Origin of the sequence: Microbacterium sp. NPDC089696 (genome assembly GCF_044749125.1) — a bacterium.
Classification (GTDB): Bacteria; Actinomycetota; Actinomycetes; order Actinomycetales; family Microbacteriaceae; genus Microbacterium.
In genome coordinates this window covers 998,256-1,014,441 of sequence record NZ_JBIVHF010000002.1, presented here as the reverse complement: position 1 = coordinate 1,014,441, position 16,186 = coordinate 998,256, and the positions used below count along the sequence as shown (strand labels likewise).

The window sequence follows — 16,186 nt, the reverse complement described above, 5'->3', positions numbered from 1 at the left end:
GCTCAGCCCAGCGAGTCGAGGATCTTCGCGATGCGTCGGTCGCGGGTCGCCTCCTGCTTGGCCTCGGCGACCGTGCGGGCGTGCTCCTTGCGCACCGAGTACGAGAGCGCGTCGAAAGCGGCGCGCGTCGCGGGGTCGGCGTCCAACGCCGCGGCCAGCGCTTCGGGAACCTCGACCGTGCGCTCCCCGCCGTCCACACGGATGACCGCGTCGACCTCCTGGTCGATCTCGACGCCGAGGTCGGCGTGCACGGCCTTGCTGAAGCCGATCATGTTCTGCCCGCCCATGCGCGCGAGACGCAGGCGTGCGGTGCGGCCGGCGATCGTGACGGTGACCGGGAACGCCTTGCCGGCCGCGAACGAGGCGACCTGCTCGTCGGTGAGGATGATCGCGGCGGCGGGGCCTCGGCCTTCGAGGACGGTGTGCAGGCGCAGTTCGCTCATGCCGACAGCGTACGCCCGCGCCCCTCGATCTCGGCGGCGATCGTGTCGTTGCGCTCGTCGATGAGCCGTCGCAGGTGCTCGCGCATCACGAGGCGGTCGACGAGCCGTCCGAGCGGACCGAACGGCGAGTGGAACGTGACCGTGTCGCGCATGAGCGTGCCCTGCGGATGCTCCTCGAACACGTGCTCGTGCAGGAAGTCGCCGAACGGGCCGGCGATCTGGCGGTCGCGGAACCCTCGGGGCGGGTCGATGTCGAACACGAGCGAGCGCAGGCGGAACGGGATGCCGAAGTGCCGCGCGCGCCACGTGACGGTCGAGCCCTCCGTGAACACGCCTCCGGTGGGAGCCTCGACCATCGTCTCGCCGTGGCGGGCCATCGACCGCACGTGCAGCGCGGGGTCGAGCGACGCGGCGAACACCTCGGCGGGCGGCGCCGCGATCACCCGCTCGAGTACGAAGCGGGCCATGTCAGAGCGCGTCGGGCTGCGGCCGCGGATCGGCGAAGTCGCCGGCCGCCTTGCGCATGCGCGCGACGATCGCGACGAGCTCGGTGGCGTCCTCACGGCTGATGCCCGGGTCGACGAAGACCTCGGAGTTCAGGGCGGTCGTGGCCCGCTCGACGAGGGAGCGACCCTCGTCGGTGAGGGCGAGCAGCGCGGCGCGGCCGTCGTGCGGGTGCGGCTCGCGCACGATGAGTCCGTCGCGCACCAGACGCTCCGCCGTGCTCGTGACCGTCGTGGCGTGCACCTGCAGGCGGGCCACCACGCTCGACAGGGGCAGGCGCCCGGAGCGGCTGAACGCCAGCAGCCGCAGCATCTCGTAGCGGGCGAAGCTCAGAGAGAAGGGCTTGAGCGCGGCATCCACCCGGGCGAGGAGCAGCTGCTGCGCGCGCATCACGGAGGTGACGACGGTCATGCCGTCGGCGGCATCCGTCCATCCGTGCGCGAGCCATTGACGCTTGGCTTCGGCGAGCGGATCGACGGGGAGCGGGCGGGATCGGACCACGCTTCTACGGTAGGGCATGGCAGGGGTCGGGGCGCTTTGGTCCTCGGTCGCTTGTCGAGTGGGACTCAGTTTCAACGCGCTAGAATCGAGGCAGTCGTGAGGAGCAATCGATGAAGATCTTCGTCCTGGTCAAAGAGGTGCCCGACACCTACGGCGACCGCACCCTGAACCTCGAGACCGGGCTGGCCGAGCGCAGCGCGGGAGACGTGGTCCTCGATGAGATCACCGAGCGGGCCCTCGAGGTCGCTCTGAGCCACGCCGACAAGAACGAGGGCACCGAGGTGGTGGCGCTCGCGATGGCTCCCGAGGGGTCGACGGCCTCGGTGCGCCGCGCGCTCGCGATCGGCGCCGGATCCGCGGTGCACATCGCCGACGCCGAGCTCGCCGGAGCGGATCTCGGCCTCACCGCCGAGGTCCTCGCCGCCGCGATCCGCCGCGGCGAGCCCGACCTCGTCATCACCGGCAACCTGTCGACCGACGGCTCGGGCGGCGTCATCCCCGCGATGCTCGCCGAACACCTCGGCTGGGCGCAGGCGACCGCGCTCACCGCCGTCGAGATCACGCCCGAGGGCATCACCGGCACGCGAGGAGCGGATGCCGGGGCGCAGCCGATCTCGGCACCCCTGCCCGCCGTGATCTCGATCACCGAGGCGCTGCCCGACGCGCGGTTCCCGAACTTCAAGGGCATCATGGCCGCGAAGAAGAAGCCCCTCGAGGTGCTGTCGCTCGCCGACCTCGGCGTCTCCGCCGACCCGTCGGCAGCGCCGCGCACCATCATGACCGCGGTGTCGGAGAAGCCCCCGCGGGCCGCCGGCGTCAAGATCGTCGACGAGGGCGACGCCGCCGAGAAGCTCGTCGAGTACCTCGCGCAGAACAGGCTGGTGTGACCATGGGCTACCCCGAGAACCCGATCCTCGTGCTCGTCGACGTGACGCCCTCGGGTGAGGTCGCGTCGAGCACCGCCGCGCTGATCGGCGCTGCCTCGACCATCGGCTCACCGATCGCGCTCGTCGTCGGCGGGTCCGCGGAGGCCGCCGCGCAGGCCGCGGCGGCCGGAGCCTCCGTCGTGCTCACCGCCGACGCCGATGCCGCTGCACTGACCGTGCCGGTCGTCGACGCCCTGCAGCTCGCCTTCGAGCGCGTGCAGCCCGACGCCGTGCTCGTGTCGAACTCGATCGCCGGGCGCGACGCCGCCGGGCGCTTCGCGGTGCGCGCGACACTCGCCCTCGCGGTCGACGCGGTCGGCGTCTCGCGCGACGACGAAGGCATCGTCGCGCACCACTCCGTCTACGGCGGGGCCTACCTCGTCGATGCGGCCGCCACCTACGGCGCCCCCGTCATCACGGTGCGTCAGGGGGCGGTCGAGGCGCGGGCCGACGCTGTGGAGTCGCCGACGGTCGAGGCGCTGGAGGTCACGGCGTCCGACGTCCCCGTCGCGACGGTGGGTGAGATCGAGGCCGTCGAGCAGGCGTCCTCGCGTCCCGAGCTGCGCGGCGCGACCCGGGTCGTGTCCGGAGGGCGCGGACTCGCCTCGAAGGAGAAGTTCGTCCTCGTCGAGGAGCTCGCCGACGCGCTCGGCGCCGCCGTCGGAGCATCCCGCGCCGCGGTCGACGCCGGCTACATCCCGCAGTCCCACCAGGTCGGCCAGACGGGCGTCTCGGTGTCGCCGCAGCTGTACGTCGCGCTCGGCATCTCGGGTGCGATCCAGCACCGCGCCGGCATGCAGACCTCGAAGACGATCGTCGCTATCAACAAGGGCGGCGAGGCCCCCATCTTCGACGTGGCCGACTTCGGCATCGTCGGCGACCTGTTCACGGTCGTGCCGCAGATCATCGCGGCCCTCGAGGCACGGAAGAAGTAGCGATGGCAGAGCGGATGCTGCGCCGCGGCCTTCCGCGGACGCCCGGTGGCGAGCCGTGGCCGCCCGGCGGCGTCGTCGACGTGGCGGAGGTGACGGTCGTCGACGAAGTGGGGGTGGTGGCGGCCGACGTGAGCGAGGCGACGGAGACGCCGCCGGTCGTTGAGCGAGCGGAGCGAGACGAAACGCGTCGACCCGCCGGTACGACCGTGCGCCGCGGCCTCCCTCGGACACCGGGCGGAGAGCCGTGGCCACCCGCCGGTGCGACCGCCGCCGCAGCATCCTCCGCGACCCCGTCCGCTGAGGAACGCGTTTCGTCTCGGTCGACTTCGTCGTCCTCGCTCAACGACCGGGATCCGGCCGACTCGTCCTCGCTCGACGTTCGGGATACGGCACCGTTCTCGGCATCCGTCCGTCGAGGCCTGCCCCGCACTCCCGGCGGCGAGCCCTGGCCGCCGGCGGGCACCGCTTCCGCGCCGGGCCCCGACGTGGCAGCCGCGACCACGACCACGACCCCCACGACCACGGCCGTCGCGACCGTAGCCGAGGCTCCGACCGACGTCGTGGCCCGTGACGTCTCGACGCCGCTGCCGTGGAACCGCACCGTGTGGGACGGCCGCGCGCCGCGTCACGTCGCCGAGGTTCCGGCATCCGCGCGTCGCCGCCCGACCTGGACGCAGGCGATCGCCGTCCTCCTCGGCGCCGCAGCCCTCGGCATCCTCGCGGGCGCGGCGATCGCGTTCGTGCGCACGCTGCTGAGCCTCCCGGCGATGCAGGACTTCCTCGTGGCGTTCCCGGGCGAGTACGAGCCGGCCGTGCACGTGGAGCCCGGCTTCGCGCCGTGGGTCGGCTGGCAGCACTTCTTCAATGCGTTCCTCATGGTGCTGATCATCCGCACGGGACTCACGATCCGCACCGAGAAGCGGCCGACCGCGTTCTGGACCCCGCGGAACAACCCCAAGGGCAAGGTCAGCCTGACGATCTGGTTCCACCAGGCGCTCGACGTGCTGTGGCTCGTGAACGGCGTGATCTTCGTGGTGCTGCTGTTCGCGACGGGGCATTGGGTGCGCATCGTGCCGACGAGCTGGGAGGTCTTCCCGAACGCGCTGTCGGCGGCCCTGCAGTACGTGTCGTTCGACTGGCCGCACGAGAACGGCTGGAACAACTACAACAGCCTGCAGCAGCTCGCGTACTTCGCGACCGTGTTCCTCGCGGCGCCGCTCGCTGCGATCACCGGGTTCCGGATGTCGGGGATGTGGCCGAAGAAGGCCGAGCGTCTGTCGAAGGCGTATCCGATCGAGTGGGCGCGGGCGCTGCACTTCCCGGTCATGCTGTACTTCGTGGCGTTCATCATCGCGCACGTCGCGCTCGTGATGCTGACCGGATTCCTCCGCAACCTCAACCACATGTACGCCTCCCAGGATGCCGTGACCTGGACGGGCTTCTGGGTGTTCGTCGCGTCGCTCGTCGTGATCGCCGTCGGCTGGGTGGCTGCGCGTCCGCTCGTGATCGCGCCGATCGCGAAGCTCTTCGGGAACGTCTCGGGCCGCTGACCCGCGGCATCCTTCGAAGACCTGTCGTCGAGGCCCATCTCGCGCGTCGAGACCCACCGCCCGCAACGTTCGGACTGGTGGGTCTCGACGAGGGCGATGGGTCTCGGTGCAGGATGCTGCAGGGCAGCGCGGGGCCGCGACGCAGAGCGGGTCAGCGCGTGAAGCGGACCTCGGTCAGCGTCTCGCCGAGGAACGGCTCCGTGTGGCTGGCGCCGTCGAGCGCGAAGCCGTTGCGCGTGTAGAAGCGGTGCGCGCGGGGGTTGTCCTCTGCGACCCAGAGATACAGCGGCTCGTCCTTCTCGACGGCGGCGTCGAAGAGCTTCTGGCCGATGCCGGTGCCGTGATACGCGTCGAGCAGGTAGATGAAGTAGAGCTCGCGGAACGACGGGGCGTCCTTGTCGCGCGCCGGACCGGAGCCGACGAAGCCGACGATCTCGCCGTCGACGAGCGCGGCGTTCATCGTGAACTCGGGGCCCTGAGCCGCCCAGTGCGTCCACAGCTCGGCCATGCGCCGGGGCGAGACCTTCTCGAGCGCGGCCTTGCTGATCAGGTGGTCGTAGGTCTCGTGCCAGCACTGCGCGTGCACGCGACCCAGGGCTTCCGCATCCACATCACGGACCGGACGGACGATGACTTCAGGCTGGGCTTCGGCGCTCATGCCGTGACTCTACGCGCGGGTTCAGCGAACCGGAAATCGAGGAGAATGCCGAAATGCCGCTGTAACACCGTATGGAGGGATCTCACAACGAAGTTCGCGGATCGTGCGTCGAAGGCTACGATCGTTCCTCGTGAACGTGATCTGGCGCACCCTCCTCGTGATCCTTTCCGCCCGTCGCCGCGTGCGTCGGGGCAAGGCCCTCGATCCGACGGCCGTCGGCAGCGTGCGTCTCACGACCCTGCCCAGCGACATCGACATCCTGCGCCACATGAACAACGGCCGCTACCTGTCGCTCTTCGACCTCGGACGCTGGGACCTGCTGATCCGCACAGGCCTCTTCGACGCCATGAAGGATCACGGCTGGTACGCGGTCGTGTCGAGCGAGACCATCACGTTCCGCAAGTCCCTGCAGCTGTGGCAGCGGTTCGAGGTGCAGTCGCGTTTCATCGGCCACGACGAGAAGGCGCTCTTCCTGGAGCACCGCGCGGTCGTCAAGGGGCAGGTGTACGCGCGGGCTATCGTCCGGGCGCGGATGCTGCGGCGCACCGGCGGCACCGTGAGCAACGAGGAGCTGTTCGCCGCGGTCGGCAAGCCGGAGGGTGTGCGCGAGATCGACGCCTGGGTGCACGACTGGGCCGCGGCGTCGGCGCTGCCGCCCGTGCGCACGCCGGCCCCGAGCGACTGGAGCTGAGCCGGTGACGGATGCGGGCCGGCGCCCCGGTCGCACCCTGCTCGTCGGCTGCGGTGCGCTCGGCGCGGCTCTGGGCGAGCGACTCGTGGCCGACGGCGGCGAGGTCGTGGCGATCCGGCGCGACGCCTCGCGACTTCCGTCGACGTTCTCGACGATCGAGGCCGACCTCCGGCATCCGCTGCCGACGGTGCTTCCGGCGTTCGGCTCGGTCGTGATCACGCTGCCGCCCGGGACGGGGCCGGAGGGCTCGATCTACCCGGCCGCGCTCACGCACCTCGCCGCCGCACTGTCCACGCGTCCCGAGCGCGTGGTCTTCGTGTCGTCGACCCGGGTGTTCGAGGGGTACGGCGATGAGACGTTCGGTGGCCCGGACGGACGCGACCCCCTCACCGAGGACGACGACCCCCGGGTCATGGGCCACCGGGGTGAGGCGCTTCTCGACGGCGAGCGTCGAGCCGCAGACCTGCTCGGCGCGGTGATCGTGCGCCCCGCGGGCATCTACGGTCCGGGGCGCGACTCGCTGATCCGCCGGGTGCGCGAGGGCGCCGCGGTCGATCACGAGCGCCGCACCAACCGCATCCACGAGCACGACCTCGTGCGCCTGCTGGAGGTGCTGCTGCGCGCCGAGGGCCCGCCCGCACTCGTGCACGCGATCGATCGCGAGCCGGTGCTGCTCGGCGAGGTCGTCGCGCATATCGCGGCTCGGCTCGAGGTTCCGCTACCGCCGCAGAGCGCGGGGGATGCCGGCGGCGGAACGGTGCTCGACGGAGCCCTGGCGCACACGCTGCTCGGCGAGCTCGTCTACCCGACGTTCCGCGAGGGCTACGACGCGATGCTCGACGCCGCGACCTGACGCGCGGCTCACGGAGGTGCGGCACCGGGCACCCGAGAGGATGCGCGGCGGCGGCGGCCCCGCGGTAGTCTCGGGGCGTGGGGGCGATCCTGAACACGGTCGGGCGTGTGCTGTGGCGGCACTGGCCGGCGATGCTGGCGTGGTATCTCGCCGGCCTGCTCGTGCACTACGTCGTGGTGCAGATCGCCGGTTTCGTCGGCGGGTACTCCGCGACCCTCGGCTTCCTCGTCCTGCCGATCGCGATCCTCGCGCGGCTCGTGAGCTACGTCGCGATGTTCCTCGTGCTGCGCGACGGGCTGCGCGAACTCGAGCGCATCGCGCCGCTGCCCGAATCCGCCGCTGACCGCCGGCGCACCTTCCTCACCGCGCTGCTCGCCGGCATCCTGCCCTTCTTCGCCGTGTACTGGGCGCAGGGTCTGCTCCGCGAGGACATCAACGCTTACTCCGCGCGTGCGCTCGACGCGCTCACCGATCGCACCTGGATCGCCGCCGCGGCGGGCGTCGACGGCCCGGCCCGCGAGGACACCGTGCTCAACCTGCCGCTGAGCGTGTGGACCGTCGCCATCATCGTGGTCGCTTTCGCCGGACGCTGGGCATGGACCAAGTGGTCGACGAAGCTCGCGCGCTGGCTGTCGCCGGTCGCGGTGTACTTCGAGGTCGTGTGGGTGTTCTTCTCGGTCATGGTGATCGGTGACATCGTCGACGGCGTGCGCGGGTGGGTCGATCAGCGCGCCGTCGTTGTCCTCCTCGAGCAGACGTGGACGGATCTGGCGGATGCCGTGGCACCGCTGCGCTGGCTGGGTGACGCGATCGGTTGGGTCCTCGCCGCGGCGGGCCCGGTGCTGCTCGCACCGCTCGCCTGGCTCACGATCGGCGGTGTGATCTACGGCCAGGCGATCGTGGCGGAGAAGCTCCGCATCGAGAACCGGCTGGTGGCCCGGTTCCGCGAGCACACGGCCGCGGTCCCGAACCCCGTGCTCCGACGGCTCAAGGACCTCGGCGATGAGCTCGGCGACCGGTTCCGGCCGATCGGGCGCGCACTCCTCCTCATGTGGCGGGCGGGGCCGGTGCTCGTCGCCTCGTACGCGCTGCTCTCGGTCGCGGTGAAGGCGCTGGAGTCGTATCTCGGGCTCGGCCTCACGCGCCTCGTCGGACCCCACGAGTTCGTGTTCTGGGCGATCGTGTCGCCGCTCGTGCTCGCGATCCCCGCGCTGCTGTGCGAGCCGATCCGCATCGCGGTCGTCGCCGGCGCGTACGACGCGACGCTCGGGCGGCTGCACCGCATCCAGGAGCGCACCGCCGAGGCTGAGGGGACCTCGCAGGCCGAGGCGGAGCTGCGCGCGGTCGCCGACGCCGCCGGCCTCCTGCCGCGTGCCGCGGACGCGGTCGTCGCAGCGGTGGTGAACGCGCCGCCGCGCGACGTCGTCGGCGGTCAGGGCTCGAGCGGGAACCTCACGAACGCACCCGCCGACCCGGAGGGACGCACGTCGACCCAGAACGGCCCCTCGACGTCGTCGGGCACGACGAACGGCACGATCAGCTCGTAGGAACCCGTGTCGCTCGCGAGGCACGAGGCCGGTTCGTCGGGGGAGTAGTCGAGTCCGATCTCGCCGCGCACGGGCGTCCAGGAACGACCGGTGGCCTGCTCCGTGAGGACGGGGGCATCGCAGGCGACGCCGTCCGGCGCATCGACCCGGACGGCCACCGCGATGACGGTCGCTCCCGGAGGCACGTCGAGGCCCGCGAGATCATCCAGCTCGCCGCCGCGGATGGGTCCCCACGTCGCGCCGACGAGGTCGACGGTGTCGTCGGGGGCGACCAGGACGGGAGTGACCGGGCGCGCGTCGAACGCGAAGAACTGGCGCCAGCCCTGCCATCCGATGACGGCGGCGGTCGCGGGGAGCAGCACGGCGACCGCGACGAGCGCGAGCAGGTTGCGCCGCCACCAGGTGGGGCGCGGGGAGGATGCCGTCGGCGCGGCGCTCGCGGGGCCGGGGGCATCGGGCGCGGGCGGGACGGGCGCGGGAGGAATGGTCATCGGGCCCAGCCGTTCTCCGTGATCGTGGCTTCGGACTCCACCGGCAGCGCGTCGAGGTCGATCGTCATCTCGATCACGCCGTCGAGTTCGGCCCCCGAGGCGACACCCGGAGCCCCGAGCCGCAGTGTCGCCGTCCCGGTCAGGGCGTCTGCGGGCAGCTCGAAGGCCAGGGCGCCCGATCGGGGCACGCCCGGCACGAGCGACTGACCGCGGAAGGTCGTCCCGCGGTCGGTCGCGCTGTAGGTGCGATCGCCGACCACGAGCTCGACGAGGGTCAGACGGGCGTTCTGCTGGGCGACGACCGCCGCGGCCTCGAGGTCGACCACGACCCAGGTGCCCTCGGCCGACCAGCCCCCGGCATCCGTCACCGTGCGCGCTGCGCGCACGTCCGTCACCGTGACGGCGAGGTTGCGGGCGGTCGCGGGGTCGCCGAGGGTGGCGGCGGTGACGAAGGGGGCGAGGGCGGCGTCGTCGGGGAGCGTCACCTGTGTGAGGCCCCAGGCCGCCGCGAGCATCGCGATCGTGAGGGCCCAGGCGAGGAGCTTCGGCGTGCGGCGAGCGGGAGGGCGCGCGGGCGTCGTCACGCTCGGCGTTGCAGGAGGTGGCGGGATGCTCATGGCATCGTCTCCTCGACCGTCGTCGTCACGGTCGCGCCGACCTCGACGTCCCACCAGTAATCGCCGTCGACGACGCTCGTCCCGGTGTACCGCGTCGAGTCCGGCAGGGTCAGGGTGATCTCCTCGCCCGGCTCGACCTCGCCGTCGGCGACGATCCACGCGATCAGCACCCGCGTGGGCACATCGGGCTGCAGCATCGGGGAGCCGGTGCCGTCGTCCGCCCGCGAGATCGCCGGGGGAGTGCCGACTCCGCGATGCGAGGAGTAGTCGGCCGCGGCCTCGTCGTCGGAGGCGTCGAACTCGACCGTCTCGACGGCCGCGCCGCCCAGTGATGTGATGCGGATGCCGTCGACCACCGGCGACAGGACGGAGCCGTCGACCGAGGGGCGGGGCTCGCGGTACGTGTTCACGACCTCGGCCTCGATCGCGAGGATGCGCTCGCCGGCTTCCTGGTCGGGGTACAGGGCGGCGTAGCCGGGTTCGTCGACGAGGGAGACGCCGAGCACGGTCATGGTGAGGTCGGCTGCCGCGAACGGCTCACCGATCTCGATCTGCGGCGTCGGTTCGGCAGGGGCGGTCGCGAGGCCGCCGAATCCCGCGGTCGTCGCGAGCGCGACAGCGGCCAGCCCACCCAGCAGCCAGGGCGTCGGAATGAGATCGATGCTGCGTCGCGCCCAGCCGAGCACCTTCGCTCGCGCGTCCGTGCCGGACGTCGGTGTCGGCGTCGCGGGCGTGTCCCTGTCCCCCACGACATCAGCATATCGGCGGGGCGTTCCGCGTCGAGAGCGACGGGTCGAGCCGTGACGAGGTCGTGCGCCCGGCGCGGGGACGCGGCGACGAGCCCGCGCAGTCCTAGGCTGAGGCCATGGCCGACCCGACGCCGTCCGCACCCGCATCCGACACCCTCGCGGAGCGCGCGATCGAGCTCGCGCGCCGCTGGGTCGCCGAGGCCGCCGCGGTCGACGTCGACCCCGCCGCCGCGCGTCTGGCGGGCGTGCTGCAGGACGCGAACGGCCTGCCCTTCACGCTCGGCTTCGTCGACGGCGTCATGCGGCCGGAGAGCCTCGGCGCCGCCGCATCACAGCTGCACCGCATCGCGCCGATCGTGCCCGACTTCCTGCCCTGGTACCTGCGCTCCGCCGTGAAGATCGGGGGCGGCATGGCGCCCGTGCTCCCCGCGCCGGTCGTGCCGATCGCCCGCCGGGTGCTGCGCGAGATGGTCGGGCACCTCGTGGTCGACGCCCGCCCCGCCAAGCTCGGACCGGCGATCGCGAAGATCCGCGAGAGCGGTGCGCGGCTGAACCTCAACCTCCTCGGCGAGGCCGTGCTCGGCGAAGCCGAGGCGAAGCGCCGCCTCGACGGCATCCACGATCTGATCCGCCGCCCCGACGTCGACTACGTCTCGGTCAAGGTGTCGGCGATCATGAGCCACATCTCGATGTGGGCCTTCGACGACGTGGTGGATGCCGTCGTCGAGCGCCTCCTGCCGCTGTATGCCACCGCGGCGTCCGACCGCACCTTCATCAACCTCGACATGGAGGAGTACCGCGACCTCGACCTCACGATCGCGGTGTTCACGCGCATCCTCGAGGACCCGCGGCTGCAGGGGCTCGAGGCGGGGATCGTGCTGCAGGCGTACCTGCCCGACGCGCTGCCCGCGCTGCAGGAGCTCACCGCCTGGGCGCGCGAGCGCGTGGAGCACGGCGGAGCGCCCATCAAGGTGCGCCTCGTGAAGGGCGCGAACCTCGCGATGGAGCACGTCGAGGCCCGCATGCACGGCTGGCCCACGGCGACCTACGACACCAAGCTCGACACCGACGCCAACTACCTGCGCTGCCTCGACTGGGCGCTGCGCCCCGAGAACGTCGCGGCCGTGCATCTCGGGATCGCCGGTCACAACCTGTTCGGCATCGCCTACGCGTGGCTGCTCGCGGGGGAGCGGGGTCTGGTCGGCGCGACGTCGACCGACAGCGGCGCGGTCATCGCCGGGCAGCCTCCGATCGAGTTCGAGATGCTCCTCGGCATGGCGCAGGGCCAGGTGCAGGCCGTCTCCCGCGAGGTCGGCGAGGTGCTGCTGTACGTCCCGGTCGTGAAGCCCGACGAGTTCGACGTCGCGATCAGCTATCTCGTGCGGCGCCTGGAGGAGAACGCCTCGTCGGAGAACTTCCTGTCGGCGGCCTTCCGGCTCGGCGACGACGAGGCGCTGTTCGTGCGCGAGCAGGATCGATTCCTCGACGCGCTCGACCGCTCCACGTCGCCGACCCTGCGCCGCGGGCCTCGGCGCACGCAGGACCGCAGCGCGCCCGTGCACGAGTCGATGCGCCCCGTGCCCGTCGCTCCGGCGCCCGAGCAGGACCTCACGAAGGCCGTGCTCGGCATCTCCCGCGGTTCCGACGGCGGAGGGCCGTTCCTCGAGACGGCGGTGTACGACCCGCGCGAGCTCGAGCGCGGGACCGGCGGCGCACCCGGGTTCGAGAACACGGCGGACAGTGACGCCTCCCTGCCCGCGAACCGCGCCTGGGCCCGCGACGTGCACGCGCGCATCGCCGGCTCCGTGCTCGGCGAGGCGACGATCGCCGCCGCCCGCATCGACGACGCTTCGGTGCTCGAGGGCACCGTCGCCCGCGTCCGGGATGCCGGGAGCACCTGGGGATCGCGGTCGGCGGCCGAGCGCGCGGAGGTGCTATTGCGCGCCGCCGCCGCGCTGGAGGGTCGCCGCGGCGACCTGATCGTGGTCGCGGCTGCCGAGACGGGGAAGGTGTTCGCCGAGGCCGACGTCGAGGTCAGCGAGGCCGTCGACTTCGCCCGGTACTACGCCGCCACGGCGCGGGAGCTGGATGCCGTCGCCGGCGCCTCGTTCGAGCCGGCGCGCGTGACAGTCGTGGCCCCGCCGTGGAACTTCCCGCTCGCGATCCCGGCCGGGGGAGTCCTCGCCGCGCTCGCCGCGGGCTCCGGTGTCGTGTTCAAGCCCGCTCCGCAGTCCCGCCGCTGCGCGGCCGTGATCGCCGAGACCCTGTGGCAGGCGGGGATCCCCCGCGACGCCCTCGCGCTCGTCGACATCGAGGAGGGCGACCTCGGCCGCACGCTGATCACGCACCCCGCGGTCGACCGGGTGATCCTCACCGGCTCGTGGGAGACGGCGGCGCTGTTCCGCTCGTGGCGCCCGGACCTGCCGCTCCTCGCCGAGACGAGCGGCAAGAACGCCATGATCGTCACCCCGTCGGCAGATCTCGACCTCGCGGTGGCCGACCTCGTGCGCAGCGCCTTCGGCCACGCGGGGCAGAAGTGCTCGGCGGCCTCGCTCGCGATCCTCGTCGGTCCCGTGGGGCGCTCGCAGAGGTTCGCCCGCCAACTCGCCGACGCCACCCGCTCGCTGCACGTCGGGTGGCCCGAGGACCCGCGCTCCGAGGTCGGTCCGGTGATCGAGCGCCCGCAGGGCAAGCTCGCCTGGGCGCTGACCGAGCTGGAGGGCGAGGAGCAATGGCTGATCGAACCCGCGGTCGCCGCCGACGACCCGTCGGGGCGGCTGTGGCGCCCCGGCATCCGCGTCGGGGTGCAGCCGGGTTCGCGCTTCCACACCGAGGAGTTCTTCGGTCCGGTGCTCGGCGTCATGCACGCGCCGACGCTGGAGGCGGCGATCGAGATGCAGAACGCCGTCGCCTACGGCCTCACCGCGGGGCTGTACACGCAGGACCCCGACGAGCTCGCCCTGTGGCTCGACCACGTGCAGGCGGGCAACCTGTACGTGAACCGCGGCATCACCGGGGCGATCGTGCAGCGACAGCCGTTCGGCGGCTGGAAGCGCTCCTCGGTCGGCCCCGGCGCCAAGGCCGGTGGTCCGAACTACCTGATCGGGCTCGGCTCCTGGCGTGCCAGCGGCTCCGGTCCCGTGTCGAGCACGCTGCATCTGCGCGGGCTCGACTCGCGGATCACGGACGTCATCGAGGCCGCGCAGTCGTCACTCGACTACGAGGCGTTCGAGTGGCTGCGGCGCGCGGCGCTGTCGGACGCCCTGGCCTGGGACCGCGAGTTCGGCCGTGTGCGGGACGTGTCGCAGCTCGGCGTCGAGCGCAACCTGTTCCGCTACCGGCCGGTGTCGGTCGCGATCCGCGCGACGGCGGACGCCGGATGGCAGGAGCTGCTGCGGGTCGTCGTCGCTGCGGTGCGGGCAGGAGCGGGTTTCGTCCTGTCGACGCCGGTCGGTCTGCCCTCGGGGGTGCGTCACGCGCTCGGCGAGCTCGGCGCCGTCGTGTACATGGAGACGGACGACGAGTGGATCGAGCGGATGCGGTCGCCGGAGCGCCCGGCGCGCGTGCGCCTCGTGGGGGAGCGGGTCTCGGTCGCCGCGCTGCACGGTGCGCTCGCCGCGGCCCTCGACGGGGACCCCGACCTCGCGGTGTACGACGGCGAGGTCACGTCGGCCGGACGCATCGAGCTGCTGCCGTTCGTGCACGAGCAGGCCATCGCGATCACCGCGCACCGCTACGGCAACCCCGACGACTGGAGCGCCGACGTCATCTGACGATCGATCGCGACACCGTGTAAAAAATTCTTGACACGAGGATCTGGAGCGTCGTAACCTCCATGTAAACAATCTTTTACATGGAGGCTGTCATGGTCTACGAAGAGCGCAATGTCTGGGCGGGACTCATCGTCGCCGTCCTCGTCATCCCCGCGTACATCGTGATCGTCCTGCAGCAGGCGGCGCGCGGACCGGTCGACGCGATCGACTGGTTCCCGCTCATGCTCTGGACGATCGGCATCGGCATCGTCGCGACCATCGTGCTCAGCGTCGTCTGGGGCATCGTCGCCGGCGCCCGCGACCCCGACGGCGTCGGGAAGGCCGACATCCGCGACCGCGACATCAGCCGCATGGGCACCAGGGTCGAGCAGTCCTTCCTCGTGATCGCGGGACTGGGCGTGATCGTGCTGTGCGCGATCGGGGCCGACGTGTTCTGGATCGCGAACACGATGTTCGCCGGGTTCGCCGTCTCGGCCGTCGTCGGCGGTGTCGCCCGTGCCGTCGCCTACCGGCGGGGGCTCGTGTGATGGTCAAGCCCACGCTCGTCTCGAACCGCATCCGCATCCACCGGGAGGCCGCGGGCCTCACCCAGGCCGAGCTCGCCCGCACGATCGGCGTGACCCGGCAGACCCTCATCGCGATCGAGCAGGAGAAGTACTCTCCCACCCTCGAGCTCGCGTTCCAGATCGCCCGGGCGTTCGGCGTCGGCCTCGACGACCTGTTCCAGTACCCGGATCCCGCTCCGACGGAGGCCTGACATGACCGCAGCCCGCTCCACCCCCACCACGTCGACCATGCCCGCCTGGAGTCGCGAGACCTACGGTCCGGCCGACGGAGTCCGCCTCGCGCAGCTCCCGATCCCCGTGCCCCGTCGCGGCGAGGTCGTGCTCCGGGTCGAGGCCACCGCGCTCAACGCGGGCGATGTCCGCCTGCTGCTCGGCGACCCGCTGCTCGTGCGTCCGGTGTTCGGCCTCACCCGTCCCAAGAACCCCGTTCGCGGCATGGAGGTCACGGGTACCGTCGTCGAGCTCGGGCCGGAGGCGATCGGCGTCGAGGTCGGCAGCCGCATGGTCGGCGAGCTCGTCGACGGAGGAGGGCTGGCCTCGCACGTGGCGGTGCCGGCCTCGCGGCTCGTGGCGGTGCCGCCCGACGTGGCGTCGGACACCGCGGCGACGCTTCCCGTCGCGGGAGGAACGGCCTGGCAGGCGCTCGACCTCGCAGGCGTCGGCATCCGTCCCGCGGGCACCAGCCCGAGCGACGGCGCGGGTCGGGTGCTCGTGATCGGAGCGTCGGGCGGCGTCGGCACCTTCGCGGTGCAGCTCGCCGCGCTCCGCGGGGCCGAGGTCTGGGCCACCTGCGGAGAGCGCAACGCGCGACTCGTCGAGCACCTCGGCGCCGTCCGCACGCTCGATCACCGACACACGCCCCTGTCGACGCTGCCGGACGGGCACTTCGACGCCGTGATCGACATCGCGGGCGGCCTCCGGCTCCGCGACCTGCAGCGTCTCGTCGTCTCCGGTGGCACGGTCGTGCTCGCCGCGGGCAACGGCGGGCACGTGCTCGGGCCGATGCCCCGCATCCTCGCCGCCGCGCTCCGCTCGATCGGGTCCCGCCGCCGCATCCGCCCCCTCCTCGCGACGCCGCGCGCCGAGGTGCTCGCGGCGCTGCTCGAACTCGCCGCCGAGGGGCGGATCACCCCCGTGATCGAGCGCGAGTACGCGTTCGACGAGGCCCGGGACGCGCTGCGCCACGTCGAGGCCGGTCACACGGTCGGCAAGGTGGTCGTGCGCGGGGCGTGAGCCCGGGGGTCGGGGTTCTGGCGGCGTCCAGGCGCCGGGTGACAGAATGGACCCCGGCGTGCTCGAGTCGCATCTTCCCCGAGCGCCGACTCCCTCGGAGCGGCACGGGTCGAAGGACCGCCGGGCCCCTGGACAGCGTCCGCCGCATC

Annotated in this window: 17 protein-coding genes; 10 read left to right on the top strand and 7 right to left on the bottom strand. The window is 72.3% G+C overall.

The window, feature by feature from the left end; genetic code table 11:
* Nucleotides 1–2: 2 nt before the first annotated feature.
* The 3 genes from ACIPY8_RS15255 to ACIPY8_RS15245 are packed head-to-tail and all read right to left on the bottom strand — an operon-like array spanning nucleotide 3 to nucleotide 1,448.
* A complete protein-coding gene (locus ACIPY8_RS15255) occupies nucleotides 3–443 on the bottom strand; it encodes a YdeI/OmpD-associated family protein (protein ID WP_400819840.1) in 441 nt (146 codons plus the stop codon).
* On the bottom strand, nucleotides 440–910 hold the full coding sequence (locus ACIPY8_RS15250; protein ID WP_400819838.1) for an SRPBCC family protein: 471 nt from the start codon (nucleotides 908–910) through the stop codon (nucleotides 440–442). The genes ACIPY8_RS15255 and ACIPY8_RS15250 overlap by 4 nt, the downstream gene beginning before the upstream one ends.
* A gap of 1 nt (nucleotide 911) precedes the next feature.
* A complete protein-coding gene (locus ACIPY8_RS15245) occupies nucleotides 912–1,448 on the bottom strand; it encodes a MarR family winged helix-turn-helix transcriptional regulator (protein ID WP_400819836.1) in 537 nt (178 codons plus the stop codon).
* Between the two features lie 110 nt (nucleotides 1,449–1,558).
* On the opposite strand from ACIPY8_RS15245, the gene ACIPY8_RS15240 reads away from it, so the two are divergent.
* The 3 genes from ACIPY8_RS15240 to ACIPY8_RS15230 are packed head-to-tail and all read left to right on the top strand — an operon-like array spanning nucleotide 1,559 to nucleotide 4,859.
* Complete coding sequence (locus ACIPY8_RS15240) at nucleotides 1,559–2,335, top strand: electron transfer flavoprotein subunit beta/FixA family protein (RefSeq protein WP_400819834.1); 777 nt, start codon at nucleotides 1,559–1,561, stop codon at nucleotides 2,333–2,335.
* A 2-nt stretch (nucleotides 2,336–2,337) separates the two neighbouring features.
* Complete coding sequence (locus ACIPY8_RS15235) at nucleotides 2,338–3,309, top strand: electron transfer flavoprotein subunit alpha/FixB family protein (RefSeq protein ID WP_400820369.1); 972 nt, start codon at nucleotides 2,338–2,340, stop codon at nucleotides 3,307–3,309.
* Between the two features lie 2 nt (nucleotides 3,310–3,311).
* Nucleotides 3,312–4,859, top strand: coding sequence for a cytochrome b/b6 domain-containing protein (locus ACIPY8_RS15230; protein ID WP_400819831.1), 1,548 nt, complete (start codon nucleotides 3,312–3,314; stop codon nucleotides 4,857–4,859).
* A gap of 151 nt (nucleotides 4,860–5,010) precedes the next feature.
* On the opposite strand, the gene ACIPY8_RS15225 is transcribed toward ACIPY8_RS15230, so the two are convergent.
* Nucleotides 5,011–5,517: a GNAT family N-acetyltransferase gene (locus ACIPY8_RS15225; RefSeq protein ID WP_400819828.1), complete on the bottom strand. Its 507-nt coding sequence runs from the start codon at nucleotides 5,515–5,517 to the stop codon at nucleotides 5,011–5,013.
* 130 nt (nucleotides 5,518–5,647) lie between these two features.
* Here ACIPY8_RS15225 and ACIPY8_RS15220 point away from each other — a divergent pair, with 130 nt between their 5' ends.
* From ACIPY8_RS15220 to ACIPY8_RS15210, 3 genes are all read left to right on the top strand, one after another.
* Nucleotides 5,648–6,208 (top strand): acyl-CoA thioesterase, encoded by a 561-nt coding sequence (locus ACIPY8_RS15220; protein ID WP_400819825.1) that lies wholly within the window; start codon nucleotides 5,648–5,650, stop codon nucleotides 6,206–6,208.
* 4 nt (nucleotides 6,209–6,212) lie between these two features.
* Nucleotides 6,213–7,061, top strand: a complete 849-nt coding sequence (locus ACIPY8_RS15215) for an SDR family NAD(P)-dependent oxidoreductase (protein ID WP_400819822.1) — start codon at nucleotides 6,213–6,215, stop codon at nucleotides 7,059–7,061.
* Nucleotides 7,062–7,138: 77 nt separating this feature from the next.
* Entirely contained in the window at nucleotides 7,139–8,608 is a 1,470-nt protein-coding gene (locus ACIPY8_RS15210; RefSeq protein ID WP_400819820.1) for a hypothetical protein, read from the top strand.
* On the opposite strand, the gene ACIPY8_RS15205 is transcribed toward ACIPY8_RS15210, so the two are convergent.
* Genes ACIPY8_RS15205 through ACIPY8_RS15195 form a run of 3 tightly spaced genes read right to left on the bottom strand, consistent with a single transcriptional unit; the run spans nucleotide 8,494 to nucleotide 10,465 of the window.
* Complete coding sequence (locus ACIPY8_RS15205) at nucleotides 8,494–9,099, bottom strand: hypothetical protein (RefSeq protein WP_400819818.1); 606 nt, start codon at nucleotides 9,097–9,099, stop codon at nucleotides 8,494–8,496. The genes ACIPY8_RS15210 and ACIPY8_RS15205 overlap by 115 nt on opposite strands.
* A complete protein-coding gene (locus tag ACIPY8_RS15200; protein ID WP_400819816.1) occupies nucleotides 9,096–9,716 on the bottom strand; it encodes a hypothetical protein in 621 nt (206 codons plus the stop codon). Before ACIPY8_RS15200 ends, ACIPY8_RS15205 begins: the two co-directional genes overlap by 4 nt.
* Nucleotides 9,713–10,465 (bottom strand): hypothetical protein, encoded by a 753-nt coding sequence (locus tag ACIPY8_RS15195; protein WP_400819814.1) that lies wholly within the window; start codon nucleotides 10,463–10,465, stop codon nucleotides 9,713–9,715. The genes ACIPY8_RS15200 and ACIPY8_RS15195 overlap by 4 nt, the downstream gene beginning before the upstream one ends.
* Before the next feature lie 116 nt (nucleotides 10,466–10,581).
* On the opposite strand from ACIPY8_RS15195, the gene ACIPY8_RS15190 reads away from it, so the two are divergent.
* From ACIPY8_RS15190 to ACIPY8_RS15175, 4 genes are all read left to right on the top strand, one after another.
* Nucleotides 10,582–14,238, top strand: coding sequence for a proline dehydrogenase family protein (locus tag ACIPY8_RS15190; RefSeq protein WP_400819812.1), 3,657 nt, complete (start codon nucleotides 10,582–10,584; stop codon nucleotides 14,236–14,238).
* Nucleotides 14,239–14,318: 80 nt separating this feature from the next.
* A complete protein-coding gene (locus ACIPY8_RS15185) occupies nucleotides 14,319–14,765 on the top strand; it encodes a hypothetical protein (protein WP_400819810.1) in 447 nt (148 codons plus the stop codon).
* Entirely contained in the window at nucleotides 14,765–14,995 is a 231-nt protein-coding gene (locus ACIPY8_RS15180) for a helix-turn-helix transcriptional regulator (protein WP_400819808.1), read from the top strand. The genes ACIPY8_RS15185 and ACIPY8_RS15180 overlap by 1 nt, the downstream gene beginning before the upstream one ends.
* A 1-nt stretch (nucleotide 14,996) precedes the next feature.
* Complete coding sequence (locus tag ACIPY8_RS15175; RefSeq protein WP_400819805.1) at nucleotides 14,997–16,037, top strand: NAD(P)-dependent alcohol dehydrogenase; 1,041 nt, start codon at nucleotides 14,997–14,999, stop codon at nucleotides 16,035–16,037.
* The last annotated feature ends 149 nt before the right edge of the window (nucleotides 16,038–16,186 follow it).